This window comes from Actinomadura fibrosa (assembly GCF_900659615.1).
GTDB lineage: Bacteria > Actinomycetota > Actinomycetes > Streptosporangiales > Streptosporangiaceae > Spirillospora > Spirillospora fibrosa.
Window position 1 is genome coordinate 1 of sequence record NZ_CAACUY010000180.1, and the last position, 18,670, is coordinate 18,670.

The window sequence follows — 18,670 nt, forward strand, 5'->3', positions numbered from 1 at the left end:
CCGGCGCCCGTCCCGACGATGCCCGCCGCGCCGGGCACGCCGCCCCAGCCGTCGCCGAGGCGGTCGGCGGCGACGAGCGCGCCCGCGACGCTGGTCACGGCCATGGAGGCGTTCATGAGCGCGGCGCCGGTGCATAACGCCGCCATCGGACGCCTTCGACCCGGATGTGTCGTGAGATCCATGTACAGAACGCTAGGAAAGCGAGAAGGTTCAGAGAATGGGCGTTTCCTGGTATCGCGCCCGGTTCGCTTTCGGGTCGCAAGGCAGATCGGCGGGAGGCTTTCCGGATGGACCGAGAGCTCGATCAGACGGACTGGCGGATCCTCGCGGAGCTCCAGCGCGACGGGCGGCTGTCGTTCAACCGGCTCGCGGCCCGCGTCAACCTTTCGGCCCCGGCGGTCGCCGAGCGCGTCCGGCGGCTGGAGGAGGCGGGGGTGATCACCGGGTACGGGGCGCGGATCGATCCGGCGCGGGCCGGGCAGCCGCTGACGGCGTTCGTCCAGATGCGCTGCGCCCACGGCCGCTGCCTGCTGAAGACCACCGCGGCCGAGGACCTGCCCGAGGTCATCGAGGTCCACAAGCTCAGCGGCGCCTGGTGCTCGATGCTGAAGGTGCGGGTCGCCTCGATGCCCCATCTGGAGGGGCTGCTCGAACGGGTCGGCGAGCACGGCGAGATGAACTCGCACATCGTCCTGTCGACCGCCTACGAGGGGCGCGCCGTCGAGCCGCCGGCGCCGCGCGCCCGGACGGTCACCGCCTCCGAGGGCTGGACGCGCTGAGCCTCAGGCGGTCTGGCCGGGGCGGGCGAGCGTGATCGTGCCGCCCCGGGGCACCGCGCGCAGGCGGTCGCCCAGGCTGCGGCGCCCGAGCTCCCGCTCGAAGTCCGACAGCGGCGACTTCATGACGGTGTAGTCGTCGTAGTGGACGGGGACGGCGGTGCCGCAGCCGACGGTCTCCAGCCAGTCGGCGCCCTGCCGCCCGTCCATCGTGACGGTCACCAGGCCGAGCAGTCTCGTCCCGCCGAGGTGGACGACGCCCGCGTCGATGTTCGGGTGGCGGCGCCGGATCTCCGCGATGCCGTCGTACATCAGGGTGTCGCCGCTGATGTAGAGGGTGAAGTCGGGGTCGCCGTGCCGCGGGCCGAACTCCAGGAGCGGGCCCATCACGGGCGGGAGGAGCCGGGCGACCGGCCCCGGCCCGTGCCGTCCGGGCATGGCCGTCACGGTGATCTTGTAGTCGCCCTTGACGACGGGCTGCCCTTCCCAGGTGCGCAGGCCCTCCGCCTCGCGGAACCCGCGCCCGCGCAGCGTCCGCGCCGCCGCGCCGGTCGTGAGGATCGGCAGCCCGCGGTCGATGTGCCGTTCGGCGACCTGGTCCCAGTGGTCGTCGTGCAGGTGCGACAGGACGACCGCGTCCAGCGGCGGCAGTTCCTCGACGGTGATCGCGGGGTCGCGGAGCCGCCGGCTGGTGATGCCGTAGCCGAGGTGGGCGCGCTCGCCGCGGCGCAGGAAGTTCGGGTCGGTCAGCAGCGTGATGCCGCCGTACCGGATGATCGTCGTGGCGTTGCCGACGAAGGTCAGGGTGGCCTCGTCCCGGGACATCTGGTCCCCCCTCCAGCCGGGGACGTGCCCCTACCCGGCGGGCCGCCCGTGTAACGCGCTAGATCAGGGCGAAGGCGATGCCGCCGACGATGTGGGCGACGACGGTCACGACGAGCACGGCGATGAGGACGTACTTGGCGGTCGGGTGCCCGAACTGGGAGCCGGCGCGGGCGCCGTCGGCGGAGCGGTCCTGCGCCTGCTGCTCCAGCGTCTCCAGGGACGGCAGGAAGGACGGCCTCTTGAATGCGGGCATCGGGTCTCCAGACGATTAGTGCACTAATGGTTAGTGTACGATATGACCGCTGCCGAGCGGAACCGGAGGTCCCCGTGAGCGACGTCACCGTCCCGGCGCCGGAGGACCTCGATCCGCTGGCGCTGGAGAACCAGGTCTGCTTCGCGCTGGCGGTCGCGTCGCGGTCGGTGATCGCGCTGTACCGTCCGCTGCTGGAGCCGATGGGGCTGACGCATCCGCAGTACCTGGCCATGCTGGCGCTGTGGCAGCGCGAGCCGCTGTCGGTCAAGGAGCTGAGCGGGCTGCTGCAACTGGAGCCCGCGACGATGTCGCCCCTGCTGAAGCGGCTGGAGGCGGCCGGGCTCGTGCTGCGGGAGCGCGCCGGGCGGGACGAGCGGTCCCTCGCCGTCGGGCTCACCGAGGAGGGGCGGCGGCTCCGCGCGGAGGCGCTGCGGATCCCGCCCGCGATCGTCGAGCGGCTGGGCATGGACGTCGCCGAGCTCCAGGACCTCCACCGGGCGCTCACCCGGGTGATCGGCGCCGCCACCGCCGCGCCCGGAGCCTGATCGGCCCCTGACATCTGGGGGAAACGCCGGACACCGGCCGGGAAAGTGTCCGATAATGCACTTCCGGCGACGAAAAGACGCATCTTCCTCGCGATTTGAAGATCGTGTCGTAGGCGGGAAAGCCGGAGAAGTGGTTGAATCTTCGGTCATGTGGCCCTCGTCACAACGATCACATGCGTGGCGGCGGTGGTACCAGCCGGGGGTACCGACCGAGATCGACATCCCCGACGTCCCCGTCACGCGGCTGCTCGACGACGCCGCCGAGCGCTACCCGCGCAGGCCGGCGCTCCTGTTCTTCGGGCGGCGGACGAGCTACCGGGAGCTGCGCGAGGCGGTGGACCGGTTCGCCGACGGGCTGCACCGGCTCGGCGTCCAGCCGGGCGACCGGGTCGCGCTGATCCTGCCGAACTGCCCGCAGCTGGTGATCGCCTTCTACGGGGTGCTGCGCAGGGGCGCGATCGCGGTGCCGCACAACCCGCTGTACACCGAGGAGGAGATGCTCCACCAGCTCGCCGACTGCGGTGCCCGGGTCGCGGTCGTGCTGGATCGTTCCTTCCGGACGGTACGGGCCGTGCGCGCCAAGCTGGAGCTGGAGCACGTCGTCGTCACGTCGCTGATCGACTACCTGCCGGCAGGCCGCAAGGCGGCCCTGCGGCTGCCGCTGCTCCAGATGCAGCGCAAGCGCGCGGCGATCACGGCGCGGGTCCCGGACGATCCGGGCGTCGTGCCGTTCCGCGAGCTGCAGCGGCCCGCGCGGCGGCCCGTCGGGCAGTTCCCGATCGAGCCGTCCCGGCACCTGGCGGCGATCCAGTACACGGGCGGGACGGGCGGCAGCCCCAAGGGCGCGATGCTGACGCACCGGAACCTGGTCGCGAACGCGTGCCAGCAGCACGCGTGGGACCTGAACGGCCGCCCGGGGCGGGACGTGACGCTGGGCGTGCTGCCGCTGTTCCACTCCTACGGGCTGATGAGCTGCCTGATCGCCCCGGCGATGACGGCGGGCGCGGTCGTGCTGCTCCCCCGCTTCGACAGCGACCGGGTGGTCAGGGCGATCCGGCGGTACCGGCCGACGGTCTTCCCCGGCATCCCGACGCTGTACGACCAGGTCCTGGACAGCCCGCGGCTGCGCCCGTCCGACCTGCGGTCGGTGCGGATCTTCGTGTCCGGCGCGATGGCGCTCGGGCAGCCGACCATCGACCGGTTCCAGCGCAAGGGCGTCGAGGGCCTCATCCAGTGCTACGGGCTGACCGAGGCGTCCCCGGGGGTCGCGGGCAACCCGCTGGGCGGCGGGGCGCGGAATCTGACGGTCGGCCTGCCGCTGCCGTCGACGGACGCGGTGATCGTCGACACCGAGGAGCCGACGCGGGTCCTGCCGCCGGGCGAGGCCGGTGAGCTGGTGGTCCGCGGGCCGCAGGTGTTCGGCGGGTACTGGAACGCACCACTCGCCACCGCGCAGACCCTCTCCAAGGGGTGGCTCCGCACGGGCGACATCGCGGTGATGGACGAGAACGGCTTCCTCACCATCCTCGAACGCCAGCGGGACATGATGAAGGTCAGCGGGTTCACCGTCTCGCCGTCCGAGGTGGAGGGCGTGCTGCGGCGGCATCCGGCGGTGCACGACTGCGCGGTGGTCGGCGTCCCGGACGAGCGGCGCGGCGAGCGCGTCGTGGCGGACGTCGTGGTGCATCCGGCCTACCCCTTCTCGGCGGACGAGCTGCGGCGGCACTGCGAGCGCTACCTGTCGCACTACAAGGTGCCGACCGAGTTCACGCCGCGGACGGAGCTGCCGCGGAACATCCTCGGGAAGCTGGTCCGCCAGCGGGTGCGGGACGAGCGCGCCATGGCGGGGCCGGACGTCGCCCGGCGGGGCTGAGCGGTTGACCGGGTGGCCGTATCCGGTTGCGGCGGTGACCGATAGCGGTCCGTGTTCGTCCAAAGTGTCCACACTGGTCACGAAATGATTCATCGTTCGCCCAGGGACCGCGGGCCGTGCCGCCCGCGCTGGGGAACGGGGAGGATCCGGTGGCCATTCGCGCGCTCATGGGCGGGGGACGAAGAGCCGGGGTGTGGGCGGCGGCGATCGCGGTGGTCCTCGCGGTCGTCCTCGCGTCCGCCGTGGATCGGAGCGGTCCGGCGCGGGCCGCGGCGCTGCCCGCCAACTTCCAGGAGAAGACGGTCTTCTCCGGGCTGACGACGCCGACGAACGTGGAGTTCTCTCCGGACGGGCGGGTCTTCGTCGCGGAGAAGAGCGGCGTCATCAAGATGTTCGACTCGCTCACCGACACGACGCCGACGGTCTACGCCGACCTGCGCGCGCAGACGTTCAACGGCTGGGACCGCGGCCTGCTGGGCATGGCCCTGCACCCGAATTTCCCCGCCGATCCGCGCGTCTACGTCATGTACACCTACAACGGGCAGCTCGGCGGGTCGCATCCGAGGTGGCCGTCCGAGGACGGGACGAACGACCAGTGCCCCGACCCGCCCGGCCCGAACAACTTCGGCTGCGTGGTCGCGGGGCGCATCTCGGTGCTGACGCCGGCCGTGCAGGCGCGGGTCGCGGCGGCCGGGCCGGTCAGCGAGCAGGTGCTGGTCGAGGACTGGTGCCAGCAGTTCTCCAGCCACTCGGTGGGGACGCTGGCGTTCGGCCGGGACGGCATGCTCTACGCGGGCGGCGGCGACGGGGCGAGCTACCAGTACGCCGACTACGGCCAGAAGGACAACGCGTGCGGCGACCCGCCCGGGCCCGCCGGGACGCCGCTGACCGCGCCGTCGGCCGAGGGCGGCGCGCTGCGCGCCCAGGACCTGCGCACTCCGGCCGACCCGGTGACGCTGGACGGGTCGATCATCCGCGTCGACCCCGACACCGGGCAGGCCGCGCCGGGCAACCCGGCCGGCACGGGCGACGCGAACGCGCGGCGGATCATCGCGCACGGCCTCCGCAACCCGTACCGGTTCACCGTGCGGCCCGGGACGAACGAGATCTGGGCCGGGGACGTCGGGTACACGACGTGGGAGGAGATCAACCGCCTGACCGAGCCGTTCACGACCGTGCGGAACTTCGGCTGGCCCTGCTACGAGGGGACGGGCCGCACCCCCGGCTACGACGGTGCGGACCTCGCGATCTGCGAGAAGCTGTACGGGGAGGGCGCCGCGGCGGTGGTGCCGCCGTACCACGCCTACAACCACAGCGCGAAGGTCGTCGCGGGCGAGACGTGCGGCACGGGCAGCTCGTCCACCAGCGGCATGGCGTTCTACGCGGGCACGCTGTACCCGGCGCAGTACCGGGGCGCGCTGTTCTTCGCCGACTACTCACGCGAGTGCGTGTGGGCGATGAAGCCGGGAACGAACGGGCTGCCCGACAAGACGAAGATCGAGACGTTCTCGACGACGGCGGGCGGCATCGTCGAGCTCCAGGCGGGGCCGAACGGCGACCTGTTCGGCGTCGACATCCTCGGCGACCGGATCGTCCGGTTCGTCTACAACGGGGTGAACAACCCGCCGGTCGCGGCGATCAAGCCGGACGTCACCAGCGGCCCGGCGCCGCTGACGGTGCGGTTCGACGGCACCACCTCCAGCGACGCCGACGGCGACGTCCCGCTGACCTACGCCTGGGATCTCGACGGGGACGGCGCCTACGACGACTCCACCGCGGCCGCGCCGTCGTTCACCTACACGCAGCGCGGCACCTACACGGTGGGGCTGCGGGTGACCGACAAGCGCGGCGCGTCCGACACGGCGACCCAGAGGATCACGGCCGGGTCCACGCCGCCGGTCGCGTCCATCACCGCGCCCGGACCGGGCCTGACCTGGACGGTCGGCGACCGGATCGCGTTCTCCGGCACCGCCTCGGACGCCGAGGACGGCGCGCTCGCCGGCGGCGCGCTCAGCTGGCAGACGATCATGCACCACTGCCCGAGCGACTGCCACACGCATACGATCACCGGCCAGAACGGCGCGGGCGGCGAGTTCGTCGCGCCCGACCACGAGTACCCGTCCTGGATCGAGCTGCGGCTCACCGCGACCGACTCCGACGGGCTGACCGACACGAGGAGCGTGGAGCTGCATCCGAAGACGGCGCAGGTCACGCTGGCGTCCGACCCGCCCGGTGTGCCGCTGACGCTGCTGGAGACGGTCAAGGCCGCGCCGTTCACGAGCACGGTCATCGCCGGGTCCACGGTGTCGGTCTCGGCGCCGACGCAGACGCAGGTCGTCGGCGGCAGGGCGTACGAGTTCACCGGCTGGTCGGATGGCGGCGCGTCGGCGCACAACATCACCGTCGGCGCGGACACCACGCTCACCGCGAACTACCGCCTCAAGACCAACCTCGCGCTGAACAGGACGACGAAGACCTCCAGCGTCGAGAAGGCGGGGCTGGAGGGCCCGAAGGCGGTCGACGGCAACACCGCGACCCGCTGGTCGAGCGCCCGGTCGGACCCGCAGTGGATCGAGGTCGACCTGGGGACGGCCCGTCCCGTGGGCTACGTCCTGCTGCGGTGGGAGGCGGCCTACGGCAAGGAGTACAAGGTGCAGACGTCCACGGGCGGCGGCGTGTGGACCACGGTGCACACCCGGACGAACGGGGACGGCGGGATCGACGTCGTCCAGTTCACCCCGCGGAACGCGCGGTGGGTCCGCGTCTACGGGACGAAACGCGCGACCGCCTACGGCTACTCGCTGTGGGAGATGGAGGTCTTCGACAGGTGATTGACTGGGCGGATGCGCACCGAGACCGCCCCGCCGGGGCTCCTCGCCCGGCTCGCCGAGATCGGGCGCGACGCGGCCGGCCCTGACGCGCCGCCGCACCCCGGGCCGGAGACGCTCTACGACCGGCACGGGGTGCTGGTGGTGCGGGTCGGTGACGTGGTGGTGAAGGCGCACCAGCCCGACCGCGAGTACGGGCGCCCGCTGCACGACCGGATCCGGTTGGCGCAGACCCTGCCCCGCGTCCTGCTCGCCCCGCTCGGCCCTCCGCTCGACATCGACGGACGGACGGTCACGGTCTCGCCCTATGGCGAACCCGTGGACCCGCAGGAGGAGCTGCCCTGGGAGGAGGGTGCGCGCCTTCTGGCCGAGCTCCACGCGGCACCGGTCCCGGCGGACGCGCCGTCCTGGGGGCGGCCCACCCGCGTGGCCAAGGTCGTGTCACGCCTTGGGAGCGGACCCGCGGAGGACGTGGTGCGCCGCGCGTTCGCCACCCTGCCGTCCTGGATACGCGGAGAGGGCATCGAGCCTCCCGCGGAGACGGAACACCTCATCCACGGCGACTGGCATCTCGGGCAGATGGTCCGCGGACCCGGAGGACGCTGGCGGCTCATCGACATCGAGGACCTCGGCCGCGGCTCCCCCGCCTGGGACCTCGCCCGCCCCGCCGCCCTCTACTCCGGGGGCGTCCTGCCCCCGGACGAGTGGACGCGCTTCCTCGGCGCGTACCAGCAGGCCGGAGGCCCGGCGGTGCCCACGCAGGGCGACCCTTGGACGGCCCTCGACCTGCCCGCCCGAAGTCTCGCGATCCAGATCGCCGCCACGTGCGTCCTATCAGCGGGGAGGTCGGAACGGTCACTCGACGGAGCGGAGCAGGCGATGGTCGATGCCTGCGCCAGAATCGGCGGCGCGCGGCGCCCGGCATGACGTGGCGCCGAACCTGCCCTACATTTAGCCTCTACCTGGGGATCCATACCGGAAGGATGACAAGGCGATGCACTGCCCTAAGTGTCGTGGCGTGATGCGGACCTACACCCGCAGCGGCGTCCACATCGAGCAATGTGACAGCTGCCGGGGCATCTTCCTCGACTACGGCGAGCTGGAGGCCCTGAGCCAGATGGAGTCCCAGTACCGGGCCGCTCCGCCGCCGGCCGCCGCGCCCGGCTGGGGAGCCCCGGCGCCCGCGGTGCACCACCATCACCACGGCGGGCACCACCGCCCGCACCACGGGGGCGTCTTCCACATGCTGTTCTCGACCTGACCGGTCCCGTTCCCGCCTGAACGGTCCCGCCGGACGACCGGCGGCCCGCCCCCAGGGAGGCGGGCCGCACGGCCGCGCACCGGCGCGAGCCCGCGCCCGAAGCGCTCTACAGGCGCGGGTCCACCGGCTCCGACTCCAGCGCCAGGACGGCGAAGACCGCCTGGTGGACGCGCCACAGCGGCTCGCCCGCCGCGAGCCGGTCGAGCGCCTCCACGCCGAGCGCGTGCTCGCGCATCGCGAGCGAGCGCTTGCGGCCGAGGGACCGGCCGCGCAGCCGGTCGAGGTGCTCCGGCTCGGTGTAGTCCGGGCCGTAGATGATCCGCAGGTACTCCCGGCCGCGGCACTTGACGCCCGGCTGCACCCTGGCGTCGTCCGGGAGCGGGCCGAGCGGCTTGACGACCATCCCCTCGCCGCCGTCCGCGGTCAGCCTCTCCCACCACGCCGTCACGGCGGCCTCGGACTCCGGGGAGGCGAGGTCGGCGGTCGTCCACTCCGTCCGCCGGAGCAGACCGCCGGGGTCGCAATCCGCTAGCCGCGCCGCCACTTCCATATGCCAGTCGTGGTCACGCGCGGTCGCCCATGCGCGTCCCTCGCCCGCGAGGACCTGGAACGGGGCGAGCTGGATCCCCGACAGCCCGTCCACCGGACGGCAGTAGCGCGCGTACGCGTCGCGGAACCGCGCCGCGTTGGACGCCCGCCGCTCGACGCGCTCGCGGAGCCCGCCGAGGTCGAGCCCGCGCTCCGCCGCGCGCCCGAGCGCGCCGGCGGCCATGGGCAGGGCCGCGCGGGCCGCGGCGCCGGTCGCCGCGTACTGCGTCCGGACGAGGTCCATGGCCTTGGCCGACCAGGGCAGCAGCTCGCAGTCGAGGACGAGCCAGCCGGTGTCCAGCTCGTCCCAGAGCCCGGCGGCGCCGATCGCGGCGCGGACCCGGTCGAGCAGCTCCGCGGTCGTGGCCGGGTCGCGGAAGAACGGGCGCCCCGTGCGGGTGACGACCGCCCCGGTCGTGCCGTCCTCCACGCCGAAGCGCGCGGCGGCCACGGCGGCGTCGCGGCAGACGGTCACGACCGCGCGCGAGCCCATGTGCTTCTGCTCGCACACGACCCGGGTGACGGCGCCCCGGTCCCGGTAGGCGGCGAGCGCCTCGGCGGGGTGCTCCAGGTGTCCCGGCAGCGCCGACGTCGCGGCCGGGGCCATGGTCGGCGGCAGGTAGACGAGCCAGCGCGGGTCCGCCGCGAACCGGCTCATCACCTCCAGCGCGGCCAGCGCGTTCTCCTCCCGGACGGTGACGCGGCCCATCAGCCGGGTCTCGACGCCGCCGTTCGCGAGCACGTCCTCGATCTTCAGGACGTCGAGCTCCCGGTGCCCGCCCGCGCCGCCCGCGGCCGCGCCGGGGCTCGCCAGCGGGCGCACCGGCTCGTACCAGACCTTCCGCGCGGGGACGGACGCGAGCTCGCGCTCCGGGTAGCGCAGCGCGGTGAGCCTCCCGCCGAACACCGCGCCGGTGTCCAGGCAGATCGTGTTGTTGATCCACTCCGGCGCGGGGACGGGCGTGTGCCCGTAGACGACCATGGCCTTGCCGCGGTAGTCGCGGGCCCACGGGTACCGGACGGGCAGCCCGTACTCGTCGGTCTCGCCCGTCGTGTCGCCGTACAGCGCGAACGAGCGCACGCGGCCGGACGCGCGGCCGTGGTAGTCCTCCTTCAGCCCGGCGTGCGCCACGACCAGGCGTCCGCCGTCGAGGACGTAGTGGCTGATGAGACCGTCCATGAAGGCGAGCGCGGCGGCGCGGAACCCCTCGTCCTCCGCGCCGAGCTGCTCCAGCGACTCCGCGAGCCCGTGCGTCGTCCGGACCTTGCGGCCCCGCAGCGCGCGGACGAGCTTCGCCTCGTGGTTGCCCGAGACGCACAGCGCGTCGCCCGCCGCCACCATCCCCATGACGAGGCGGAGCACGCCCGGCGAGTCGGGGCCGCGGTCGACCAGGTCCCCGACGAACACGGCCGTGCGCCCGCCGGGATGGGTCGCGCCGACGGCGCGCCCCGCCGCGTCCCGGTCGATCTCGTAGCCGAGGTCGCGGAGGAGGTCCTCCAGCTCGGCGCGGCAGCCGTGCACGTCGCCGACGATGTCGAACGGCCCGGTGAGCTCGCGCCGGTCGTTCCACGCCTTCTCGCGGACGACCGTCGCCGCGTCGATCTCCTCGGTGCCCGTGAGGACGTACGCGCGGCGGAACTCGCGCCCGAGCGAGCGCAGGCCGCGCCGCAGCTCGCGGCGCTGGCGCGGGATCACGTGCGCCCCGAAGTCGCGGTCGGGACGGGTCGCGTTCCGCTCCGCGGCGACGCGCTCCGGCACGTCCAGGACGATCGCGACCGACAGGACGTCGTGCTCCTTGGCGATCCGCAGCAGCGACTGCCGCGCGTGGCTCTGCACGTTGGTCGCGTCCACGACCGTCAGCAGGCCGCGGCGCAGCCGCTTGGCGACGATGTAGTGCAGCAGGTCGAACGCGTCGCCGGTCGCGGACTGGTCGTTCTCGTCGTCGGAGACGATCCCGCGGCAGAAGTCCGACGAGATGACCTGCGTCGGCGCGAAGTGCTTGCGCGCGAAGTGCGACTTGCCCGAACCGGACACGCCGACCAGCACGACGAGCCCCATCTCCGGGACCCTGATCTCGGTCGTCATCGGGTGAACACCCCCATCTGCGTCGGAGCGCCCACCTCGGGGTCCTCGTCTCCGACGGGTACGTACCGGACGCGGTAGCCGTGCTCGGCGGCGACGCCCTCGGCCCACGCGCGGAACTCGGCGCGCGTCCACTCGAAGCGGTGGTCCGGGTGGCGCATCGCGCCCGGCGCGAGGCCGTCGTAGCGGACGTTGTGCTCGGCGTTCGGCGTGGTCACGACGACGACGCGGGGCGCCGCGTCGCCGAAGACCACCCGCGCCACCGCGCCGAGCCGCGGCGGGTCGACGTGCTCGACGACCTCCATCAGGACGGCCGCGTCATAGCCGCGGAACCGCTCGTCGGCGTAGGTCAGCGCGCCCTGGAAGATGTCCACCACGCGGGCGCCCTCCCTGCGCGGCGCCCGCGGGTCGAAGCGGAGCCGCCGCCAGGCCAGGGCGAGGGCGCGGTGCGAGACGTCCGTCCCGGCGATCCCGGTGAAGAAGCCGTCGCGGACGAGCCGCGCCAGCAGCTTCCCCGAGCCGCAGCCGAGGTCGATGACGCGGCGCGCGTCCTCCTCGCGCAGCGCCGCCAGCACGGCCTGGACGCGCCGCTCGGCCAGCGGCACCGCCGCGGGCTCGCTCGCGTCCGCCTCCCCAGCCTGCTCATTCGCGGCCTCGCTCGCAGGCCCATCCATGGGCTCTTCCGTGGAGTCGCTCGCGGGCTCCTCCTCGACCTCGACGGGGTCGAGCGCGTCCTCGGGGGCGCCGTCCGCGTCCGCCAGGCGCCCGAGCGCGGCGCGCACGAGCCCGCGCCGGTTCGCCAGGTAGCGGCGGGTGATGGCGCCCCGGTCCGGATGCGCGGCGAGCCAGCCCTCCCCCGCCCTGATGAGCTTGTCGACCTCGTCCGGCGCGAGCCAGTAGTGCTTGGCGTCGTCCAGGACGGGCAGCAGCACGTAGAGCTGGTTGAGCGCGTCGGACAGGCGCATGGTCCCGGTCAGCGTGAGCGTCACGTACCGCGAGTCCCCCCAGTCCGCGAAGCCGGGGTCCAGCGGGACGGGGACGGCCGAGACCGTCCAGCCGAGCGGCGCGAAGAAGCGCTCGGCCTGCGCGGGCCCGCCCCTGCACGGCAGCGCGGGCAGGACCACCTCCAGCGGGACGGGGGTGCCCGGCAGCTCGGGCCGGGCCTCGCACCGCCCGCGCATGGCGGTGCGGAACACGTTCGCCATCGCGGACGCCAGCAGCGACGACGCCGCGTACGGGCGGTCGTTGACGTACTGGCCGAGCGAGAAGTCGGGCGTGCCCCTGCCGCGCGTGCGGACGAGCTTGACCGGGTCGACGTCCAGCAGCAGCGCGGCCGTGCACCGGCCCTCGTCCGCGTCGGGGTAGAACACGTGGGCCGTGCCGAAGGACTGCTCGAACCGCTGCACCCGGTCGGGATGCTTGTGCAGGAGGAAGCCCAGATCGGTGGCCTGGTCATGGGTCGTCGTGATCGTCAGAAGCACGTCTTGAGTGTGGCGGAACGCCCGGGTGCGTCCCCATCCATTTTCCGTCCCCGCCGCGGATCGGGCCGGGGCGTCAGGTCAGGGGACGGCGGGTCAGGGTACGGTCGGGCCGGACAGGAAGCGCCCGCGGGAGTCGTACGGCCAGCCGTTGATGACGCAGCCCTTGAGCCCGAAGATCTGCTGCTGCATGACCGGCGCGGGGCGCCCCTTGCCGGGGCAGGTCATGTGGCCGTGGCCGAGCCGGTGCCCGACCTCGTGGTTGATCGTCAGCGCGTGGTACAGGTCGGGCTGCCCCTTGTAGTAGGTCGTGAGCAGCAGCCAGCGCTTGAGGTTCACCATGACCTGCTTGCCGGCGCTGCAATTGACCTTGCCCTCGGTGTCCATCCCGTACGCGGCGCAGATCTTGTCGACGGTGCCCGGCGAGGCGAGCTTCACGACGAAGTCGTAGGGGCCGGAGTCCACCCGGCGGAACGACCACCTCCCGCCGGCCGTCCAGCCGCGCCTGTCGGCCAGGATCTTGTCGACGCTGCGCGCGAACGCCGCCGGGTTCTGGCGGAGGCCGCCCTCCACCTCGACCATGTACCGCATGAGCTTGCCGTGCCCGTAGACGCGTCCGGCCGCCGCGGGGCGGACGAACGTCCCGGTGCCCTTCGCCGGGATGTACGGCTGGCGCTTGGGCTTCAGGATGGGCGGGTTGTCGGGTTCGGACTCGGCCCTGCTCTCGCCCGTCTCCTCGACGCCCTTCGGCGCGGACGCCACGGACCCGGACCCCGACGACAGGTGCCACAGCACCGCCGCGCCCACGCCCAGGCCGACCACGAGCACCAGGGCGGTGACCGCCGAGACGATGCCGCGGAGGCGCGTCCGGCGGGCGCCCTCGAACTCGCGGTCGAGGTCGTCGCTGAGCCCCTCGACCGTCCCCGATCCGTGGCGCGGGCGGCGCGGCCCGAGCTCGTCGTAGCCGTTCGGCCCGCCGTACCCGTCGTGGCCGGCCGGCGCGTACCCGGGGGACGGGGCGCGGCCCGGCGGCGGAGGGGCCGGGCGGGCGCCCCTCCGGTGGGAGGTGGCCCGGCGACGGCCCTGGCGCGATCTCGGAGGCGGCTGCATGGCGGTGCACAGCATGCCAGAAAGTCCGGGCGAAGTGATCAATTCGCAACAATGCCCAGGTAGAAGGCATTTCTCTGCATTGTGGACGGCATGGCCGGCGGCTGCGGAGGGTGCCGGAACGACCGCGAAAAGGGTTTGCGGGCCCTTCCCTCCGGACAGCACAATCCGGAACTGACATGAGCAGACACCCCCGCCGGATGACCGCCCAGGAGACCGTGGCCATCCTCGAACGCGGCGACTACCAGGCCCCGTCCGGCCGCACCGTGCAAATCTCCGAGGCCCTCGACCGCGCCGTGCGGGGCACCGTCCTGTACCGCCCGGACGAGCTCGACCGCCTCCTCCGGCGCCTCCCCGCCGCCGAGCCCGCCGAGACGCTGATCGAGGTCACCGGCGAGACGACCCTCGCCGCCGCCCGGCGGCTCCGAGCGCCGGGCACGGTCCCGTTCGCGCTGAACTTCGCGTCGGCGAAGAACCCCGGCGGCGGGTTCCTCAACGGCGCGCACGCGCAGGAGGAGGGGCTGGCCCGCTCGTCCGGCCTGTACGCCTCGCTGCGCGCGGCCGGGGAGTTCTACGACTTCCACCGCGCCCAGCGCGACCTGCTGTACAGCGACCACATGATCTACTCGCCGGACGTGCCGGTGTTCCGCGACGACGCGGGGCGGCTGCTGGAGGAGCCCTACGGGGTCGCGTTCCTGACCTCGCCCGCGCCCAACCGCGGCGCGATCCGCGACCCCGCGGCCGCTGCGCGCGTCCCCGAGGTGCTCCGGGAGCGGGCCCGCAAGGTGCTCGCCGTGGCGCTGGCGAACGGGCACCGCCGGCTCGTCCTCGGCGCCTGGGGCTGCGGCGTCTTCCGCAACGACCCGGACGAGGTCGCCGACGCGTTCGCCCGGCTCCTCCGGCCGGGCGCGGAGTTCGGGAACCGCTTCGAGCGGGTGGTGTTCGCGGTCTGGGACACCGCGGCGGGCGCCCCGAGGCACGCGGCGTTCGAGCGCGCCTTCGCCTGACGCGCCCCCGACTGACCTGCCCTGGCCTGCCCTGCCCGCCTGACGTGCCGTCGCGCCGCGGTCAGTCCCCGTCCCGCGGCGCGACGTAGGACGCGATGCCGCGGACGAGGATGTCCAGGCCGAACTGGAAGCGCTCGTCGCCGGACGGGCTGGTCAGCTCGTCCACCATGCCGACGATGTTGGGGAAGCGGTCCGCGGGCAGGGCCCTGAAGTACGCGGTGATCTCCTCGAAGTGGCCCCGGAAGTACTCCCACGGGTCCTCGCCGGGAGGCGTCCTCGCCGTGTAGATCGTGTCCTCGATGGCGTCGGCGTCGATGAACATGCCGAGGGTGTCGACGGCCAGCCCGGCGATCCGCGGCGGGACGCCGCCCGCCCGCATGAGTTCGAGCTGCACCTCGGCGACGGCGAGCAGGTGGGGCCCGGTCGGGATGCCGCCCATCGACACCTTCGCGATGTCGCGGTGCGCGGTCCAGACCCGGCGGATCTCGGTCGCGAGCTCCTTGAGCTGCTCCTGCCAGCGGGCCGGGTCGGGCTCGGGCAGCCGGATCTCGGCGGCGACGCGGTCCAGCATGAGCTCGCGCAGCTCGTCCTTGCCGGAGACGTGCGCGTAGAGCGAGGCGGGGCCGGTCCCCAGCTCCTGGGCGACGCGGCGCATGGTGACGGCGTCCAGGCCCTCGGTGTCCAGGACGCGGACCGCGGTCTCGACGATCAGGTCCTGGGTGAGCGGCTGCCTGGCGGGGGCGGGCCTGCGCGGCTTGCGCCCGGGGGGCGTCGGCATGTCCGGGCGTACGGCGTCCACGGTCGGCCTCCGAAAACTCGCGATACATCTTGACAGCGGCGGAACGCGATATATCTTCTCTCTTGCGGAGAAGTTTTAGCGGTTACGAACATCGTACTTGACGCGAATGATGTTCGCGGCGTAGAACGGTGTTCGTAACGAACGAACGATGTTCCCCCTGGAGGCACCGATGAGCGAGACCCTGGCCGCACCGCCCGGCACGCACGGCGGCACCGCCTACCGCCTGCGCTACGCCGCCCTGTTCGTGATCCTCGCGGGCGAGGTCATGGACATGCTCGACGCCCTGATCACCAACATCGCCGCGCCCACCATCCGCGCCGACCTGGGCGGCTCGGCCAGCACCATCCAGTGGCTCGCCGCGGGCTACACCCTCGCGATGGCCGTCGGGCTGATCACCGGCGGGCGGCTCGGCGACCTGTACGGCCGCAAACAGATGTTCCTGGTCGGCGCCGCCGGGTTCACGCTCGGGTCGCTGCTGTGCGGCGTCGCGGTCTCACCCGGGATGCTGATCGGCTCCCGGCTGCTCCAGGGCCTGTTCGGCGCGCTGATGCTGCCGCAGGGCCTCGGCATGATCAAGCAGATGTTCCCGCCGAAGGAGATGGGCGCCGCGTTCGGCATGTTCGGCCCGGTCATGGGGCTGTCGTCGGTCGGCGGCCCGGTGCTCGCCGGCTGGCTCACCGACGCCGACCTGTTCGGCACCGGCTGGCGGATGATCTTCTTGATCAACCTGCCGCTCGGCGCCGCCGCCGTCATCGGCGGCCTGCTGGTCCTCCCCTCGGGCCGCTCCGAGCACGCCTCCCGCCTCGACGTCGGAGGCGCGCTCCTCGCCTCCGCGGGCGCCGGGCTGCTCGTCTACCCGCTCGTCCAGGGCCGCGAGCACGACTGGCCCGCCTGGACGTTCCTGATGATGGCCGCCTCCGCGGTCGTGTGGGCCGTCTTCGCCTGGTACGAGTCGCGCAAGCAGCGCGCGGGCGCCGACCCGCTGATCGTCCCGAGCCTGTTCCGCAAGCGCGGCTTCACCGGCGGGCTCGTCGTCGGCCTCGTGTTCTTCTCCGGCATGGCGGGCATCGCGCTGGTCCTGTCGCTGTTCTTCCAGCTCGGCCTCGGCTTCTCCCCGCTCAAGACCGGCCTCTCCCAGATCCCCTGGTCCGCCGGCATCGTCATCGGCTTCGGCCTCGCCCAGGCCGTCCAGCGCTTCGGCCGCGCCGTCATCCACGCCGGCGCCGTCACGATGGCGGCCGGCATCGCCGGGTTCGCCGTCACCCTCCAGGCCGCGGGCATCGACGTCACCCCGTGGCAGCTCGCCCCCGCCCTCGTCGTGACCGGCCTCGGCATGGGCCTGCTCATGGCGCCGTTCTTCGACACCGTCCTCGCGGGCGTCGAGCCCGCGGAGACCGGCTCGGCGGGCGGCACCCTCACCGCCGTCCAGCAGCTCGGCAGCGCGCTCGGCGCCGCGGTCCTCGGCACGGTGTTCTTCGGCCTGCTGGGCGGGCACGTCGCCGCGGCCGCCGACGACGGCACGTCCGCGCTGCGGACCAGGCTCGCGGCCGCGTCCGTCCCCGCCGCGCGGCAGGACGGCATCGCCGCCGCGCTGCGCGACTGCGGCCACGACCGCGCGACCGCCAAGGACGCCGCCGCCGTCCCGGCCTCCTGCGCCCGGCTCCAGGACGAGGTGAAGGCGGCGGTCGCCGCGGCGCCGCAGTCGGCGTCGGCCGTGCAGGCGGCGGTCGCGGACGCGGGCGAGCGGGCCGCGAAGACCGGCTTCGGCGACGCCATGAAGATCACGCTGTGGATCGAGGTCGGGCTGCTCGGCCTGACCTTCCTCGCGACCTTCCTGCTGCCGCGGCACCCCCGCCCGCAGGACGGCGAGGGCAGCGGCGAGGACGACCCCGCCGGTGAGCCCTCCGGTGGGCCCGCCGACGGGACCGCCCCGGCCACCACGTGACGGCGGCCGACGCGGCACGGATCACGGCCGCTCGCGGGGACATCGCCTGATGTCCCCGCGAGCGGCCGTTCCCGTCCGTCCGTCAGAGCTTGTCGAGGACCTCGGACGCGAGCAGCTCCACGTGGTCCAGGTCCTCCATGTCGAGGACCTGGAGGTACAGGCACTCGGCACCCAGCTCCGCGAAGCGGCCGATCTTCTCCAGCACCTCGGCGGGCGTCCCGGCCAGGCCGCCCTTCCGCAGGTCCTCGGCGTTCTGCCCGATGGCGTCGGCGCGGCGCCGCACCTCGGCGTCGTCCCGGCCGCAGCACACCGTCTGCGCGGCGGAATACACCATCGGCCGCGTCCGGCCCGGCTCGTCCCGGCAGGCCGCGCGGACCCGGTCGAACGCCGCCGCCGTGTCCTCGACCGGGTGGAACGGCACGTTGTACTCGTCGGCGTAGCGCGCCGCGAGCCGCGGCGTCCGGTCCTTGCCGAACCCGCCGATGATCACCGGCGGGCCGTCCGGCGAGACGGGCTTCGGCAGCGCGGGCGAGTCCGCCAGCGTGTAGTGCTCGCCGCTGAAGGAGAACCTCTCCCCCTCCGGCGTCCGCCACAGCCCGGTGACGATCTGGAGCTGCTCCTCCAGCCGGTCGAACCGCTCCTTCAGGCCGGGGAACGGGATCCCGTACGCGGTGTGCTCCTCCTCGAACCAGCCCGTCCCGAGCCCGAAGTCGACCCGCCCGCCGCTCATCCGGTCGACCTGGGCGACGGAGATCGCCAGCGGCCCCGGCAGCCGGAACGTCGCGGCCGTGACCAGGGTCCCGAGCCGGATCCGGCTCGTCTCCCGGGCCAGCGCGCCCAGCGTCACCCAGGAGTCGGTCGGCCCCGGGTCGCCCGCGGAACCGAGCATGGTCAGGTAGTGGTCCGAACGGAAGAAGGCGTCGAAGCCGAGGTCCTCGGCGGCCTTGGCGATCCGGAGCTGGGTCTCGTAGGTGGCCCCCAACTGGGGCTCGGTGAAGATTCGCAGACGCATGATCCCCATCCTCGTACGAATCCCGCCCGGACGCGCACCGGGCTCGCCCTCGGTGCGCTCAGTCCTCCCGGCGGCGGGCGCGGCGCAGCCGGGTCGCGGCGAACGCCGTGCCGACCATGCCCGTCGCGAGCCCGAGCACGATCCCCACGTTCGTGTCCGTGACGGGCAGCTCCTCCAGCGCCTTCACGCGGCGGGCCAGGCCGTCCGGCACACCGCCCCCGTGCACGTACGCCACGGGACGGGCGGCGCCGCCGGGCTCCTGCGCCGTCGCCCGCGCGGCCCCGGCCCCC

17 protein-coding genes are annotated in these 18,670 nt (G+C 73.5%); 8 read left to right on the plus strand and 9 right to left on the minus strand.

Annotation, left to right across the window (positions count from 1 at the left end; translation table 11 throughout):
• On the minus strand, positions 1 to 182 hold a 182-nt coding region (locus E1300_RS36335), incomplete at its 3' end, for a hypothetical protein (protein ID WP_207400149.1).
• 105 nt (positions 183 to 287) lie between these two features.
• On the opposite strand from E1300_RS36335, the gene E1300_RS36340 reads away from it, so the two are divergent.
• On the plus strand, positions 288 to 779 hold the full coding sequence (locus E1300_RS36340) for an Lrp/AsnC family transcriptional regulator (RefSeq protein ID WP_131761654.1): 492 nt from the start codon (positions 288 to 290) through the stop codon (positions 777 to 779).
• Between the two features lie 3 nt (positions 780 to 782).
• Here E1300_RS36340 and E1300_RS36345 read toward each other — a convergent pair whose 3' ends face one another.
• Positions 783 to 1,601, minus strand: a complete 819-nt coding sequence (locus E1300_RS36345; RefSeq protein WP_131761655.1) for an MBL fold metallo-hydrolase — start codon at positions 1,599 to 1,601, stop codon at positions 783 to 785.
• Between the two features lie 58 nt (positions 1,602 to 1,659).
• The gene (locus E1300_RS36350; protein ID WP_131761656.1) at positions 1,660 to 1,854 is read right to left on the minus strand and encodes a hypothetical protein; all 195 of its coding nucleotides are present in this window, start codon (positions 1,852 to 1,854) and stop codon (positions 1,660 to 1,662) included.
• A gap of 74 nt (positions 1,855 to 1,928) precedes the next feature.
• Here E1300_RS36350 and E1300_RS36355 point away from each other — a divergent pair, with 74 nt between their 5' ends.
• The 5 genes from E1300_RS36355 (at position 1,929) to E1300_RS36375 (ending at position 8,361) form a co-directional block, all read left to right on the plus strand.
• Positions 1,929 to 2,399: a MarR family winged helix-turn-helix transcriptional regulator gene (locus E1300_RS36355; protein WP_242619610.1), complete on the plus strand. Its 471-nt coding sequence runs from the start codon at positions 1,929 to 1,931 to the stop codon at positions 2,397 to 2,399.
• Positions 2,400 to 2,547: 148 nt separating this feature from the next.
• Complete coding sequence (locus tag E1300_RS36360) at positions 2,548 to 4,272, plus strand: AMP-binding protein (protein ID WP_131761658.1); 1,725 nt, start codon at positions 2,548 to 2,550, stop codon at positions 4,270 to 4,272.
• A gap of 149 nt (positions 4,273 to 4,421) precedes the next feature.
• Positions 4,422 to 7,103: a PQQ-dependent sugar dehydrogenase gene (locus tag E1300_RS36365; RefSeq protein WP_165503146.1), complete on the plus strand. Its 2,682-nt coding sequence runs from the start codon at positions 4,422 to 4,424 to the stop codon at positions 7,101 to 7,103.
• A gap of 12 nt (positions 7,104 to 7,115) precedes the next feature.
• Positions 7,116 to 8,027, plus strand: a complete 912-nt coding sequence (locus tag E1300_RS36370) for a phosphotransferase family protein (protein ID WP_131761659.1) — start codon at positions 7,116 to 7,118, stop codon at positions 8,025 to 8,027.
• Between the two features lie 67 nt (positions 8,028 to 8,094).
• Entirely contained in the window at positions 8,095 to 8,361 is a 267-nt protein-coding gene (locus E1300_RS36375; RefSeq protein ID WP_131761660.1) for a TFIIB-type zinc ribbon-containing protein, read from the plus strand.
• Positions 8,362 to 8,467: 106 nt separating this feature from the next.
• Here E1300_RS36375 and E1300_RS36380 read toward each other — a convergent pair whose 3' ends face one another.
• From E1300_RS36380 to E1300_RS36390, 3 genes are all read right to left on the minus strand, one after another.
• Positions 8,468 to 11,035 (minus strand): polynucleotide kinase-phosphatase, encoded by a 2,568-nt coding sequence (locus tag E1300_RS36380; protein WP_131761661.1) that lies wholly within the window; start codon positions 11,033 to 11,035, stop codon positions 8,468 to 8,470.
• The gene (locus tag E1300_RS36385; protein ID WP_131761662.1) at positions 11,032 to 12,513 is read right to left on the minus strand and encodes a 3' terminal RNA ribose 2'-O-methyltransferase Hen1; all 1,482 of its coding nucleotides are present in this window, start codon (positions 12,511 to 12,513) and stop codon (positions 11,032 to 11,034) included. The genes E1300_RS36380 and E1300_RS36385 overlap by 4 nt, the downstream gene beginning before the upstream one ends.
• 93 nt (positions 12,514 to 12,606) lie before the next feature.
• Complete coding sequence (locus tag E1300_RS36390) at positions 12,607 to 13,635, minus strand: DUF3152 domain-containing protein (protein ID WP_242619612.1); 1,029 nt, start codon at positions 13,633 to 13,635, stop codon at positions 12,607 to 12,609.
• A 161-nt stretch (positions 13,636 to 13,796) separates the two neighbouring features.
• Here E1300_RS36390 and E1300_RS36395 point away from each other — a divergent pair, with 161 nt between their 5' ends.
• A complete protein-coding gene (locus tag E1300_RS36395; protein WP_131761663.1) occupies positions 13,797 to 14,624 on the plus strand; it encodes a TIGR02452 family protein in 828 nt (275 codons plus the stop codon).
• A 61-nt stretch (positions 14,625 to 14,685) separates the two neighbouring features.
• On the opposite strand, the gene E1300_RS36400 is transcribed toward E1300_RS36395, so the two are convergent.
• Positions 14,686 to 15,423 (minus strand): TetR/AcrR family transcriptional regulator, encoded by a 738-nt coding sequence (locus E1300_RS36400; RefSeq protein ID WP_242619613.1) that lies wholly within the window; start codon positions 15,421 to 15,423, stop codon positions 14,686 to 14,688.
• Positions 15,424 to 15,592: 169 nt separating this feature from the next.
• Here E1300_RS36400 and E1300_RS36405 point away from each other — a divergent pair, with 169 nt between their 5' ends.
• A complete protein-coding gene (locus E1300_RS36405) occupies positions 15,593 to 17,368 on the plus strand; it encodes an MFS transporter (RefSeq protein ID WP_131761664.1) in 1,776 nt (591 codons plus the stop codon).
• An 82-nt stretch (positions 17,369 to 17,450) separates the two neighbouring features.
• On the opposite strand, the gene E1300_RS36410 is transcribed toward E1300_RS36405, so the two are convergent.
• Entirely contained in the window at positions 17,451 to 18,380 is a 930-nt protein-coding gene (locus E1300_RS36410; protein ID WP_131761665.1) for an LLM class F420-dependent oxidoreductase, read from the minus strand.
• Positions 18,381 to 18,438: 58 nt separating this feature from the next.
• Positions 18,439 to 18,670, minus strand: a 232-nt coding sequence (locus E1300_RS50570) for a hypothetical protein (RefSeq protein WP_165503147.1), incomplete at its 5' end; no start/stop codon positions are given.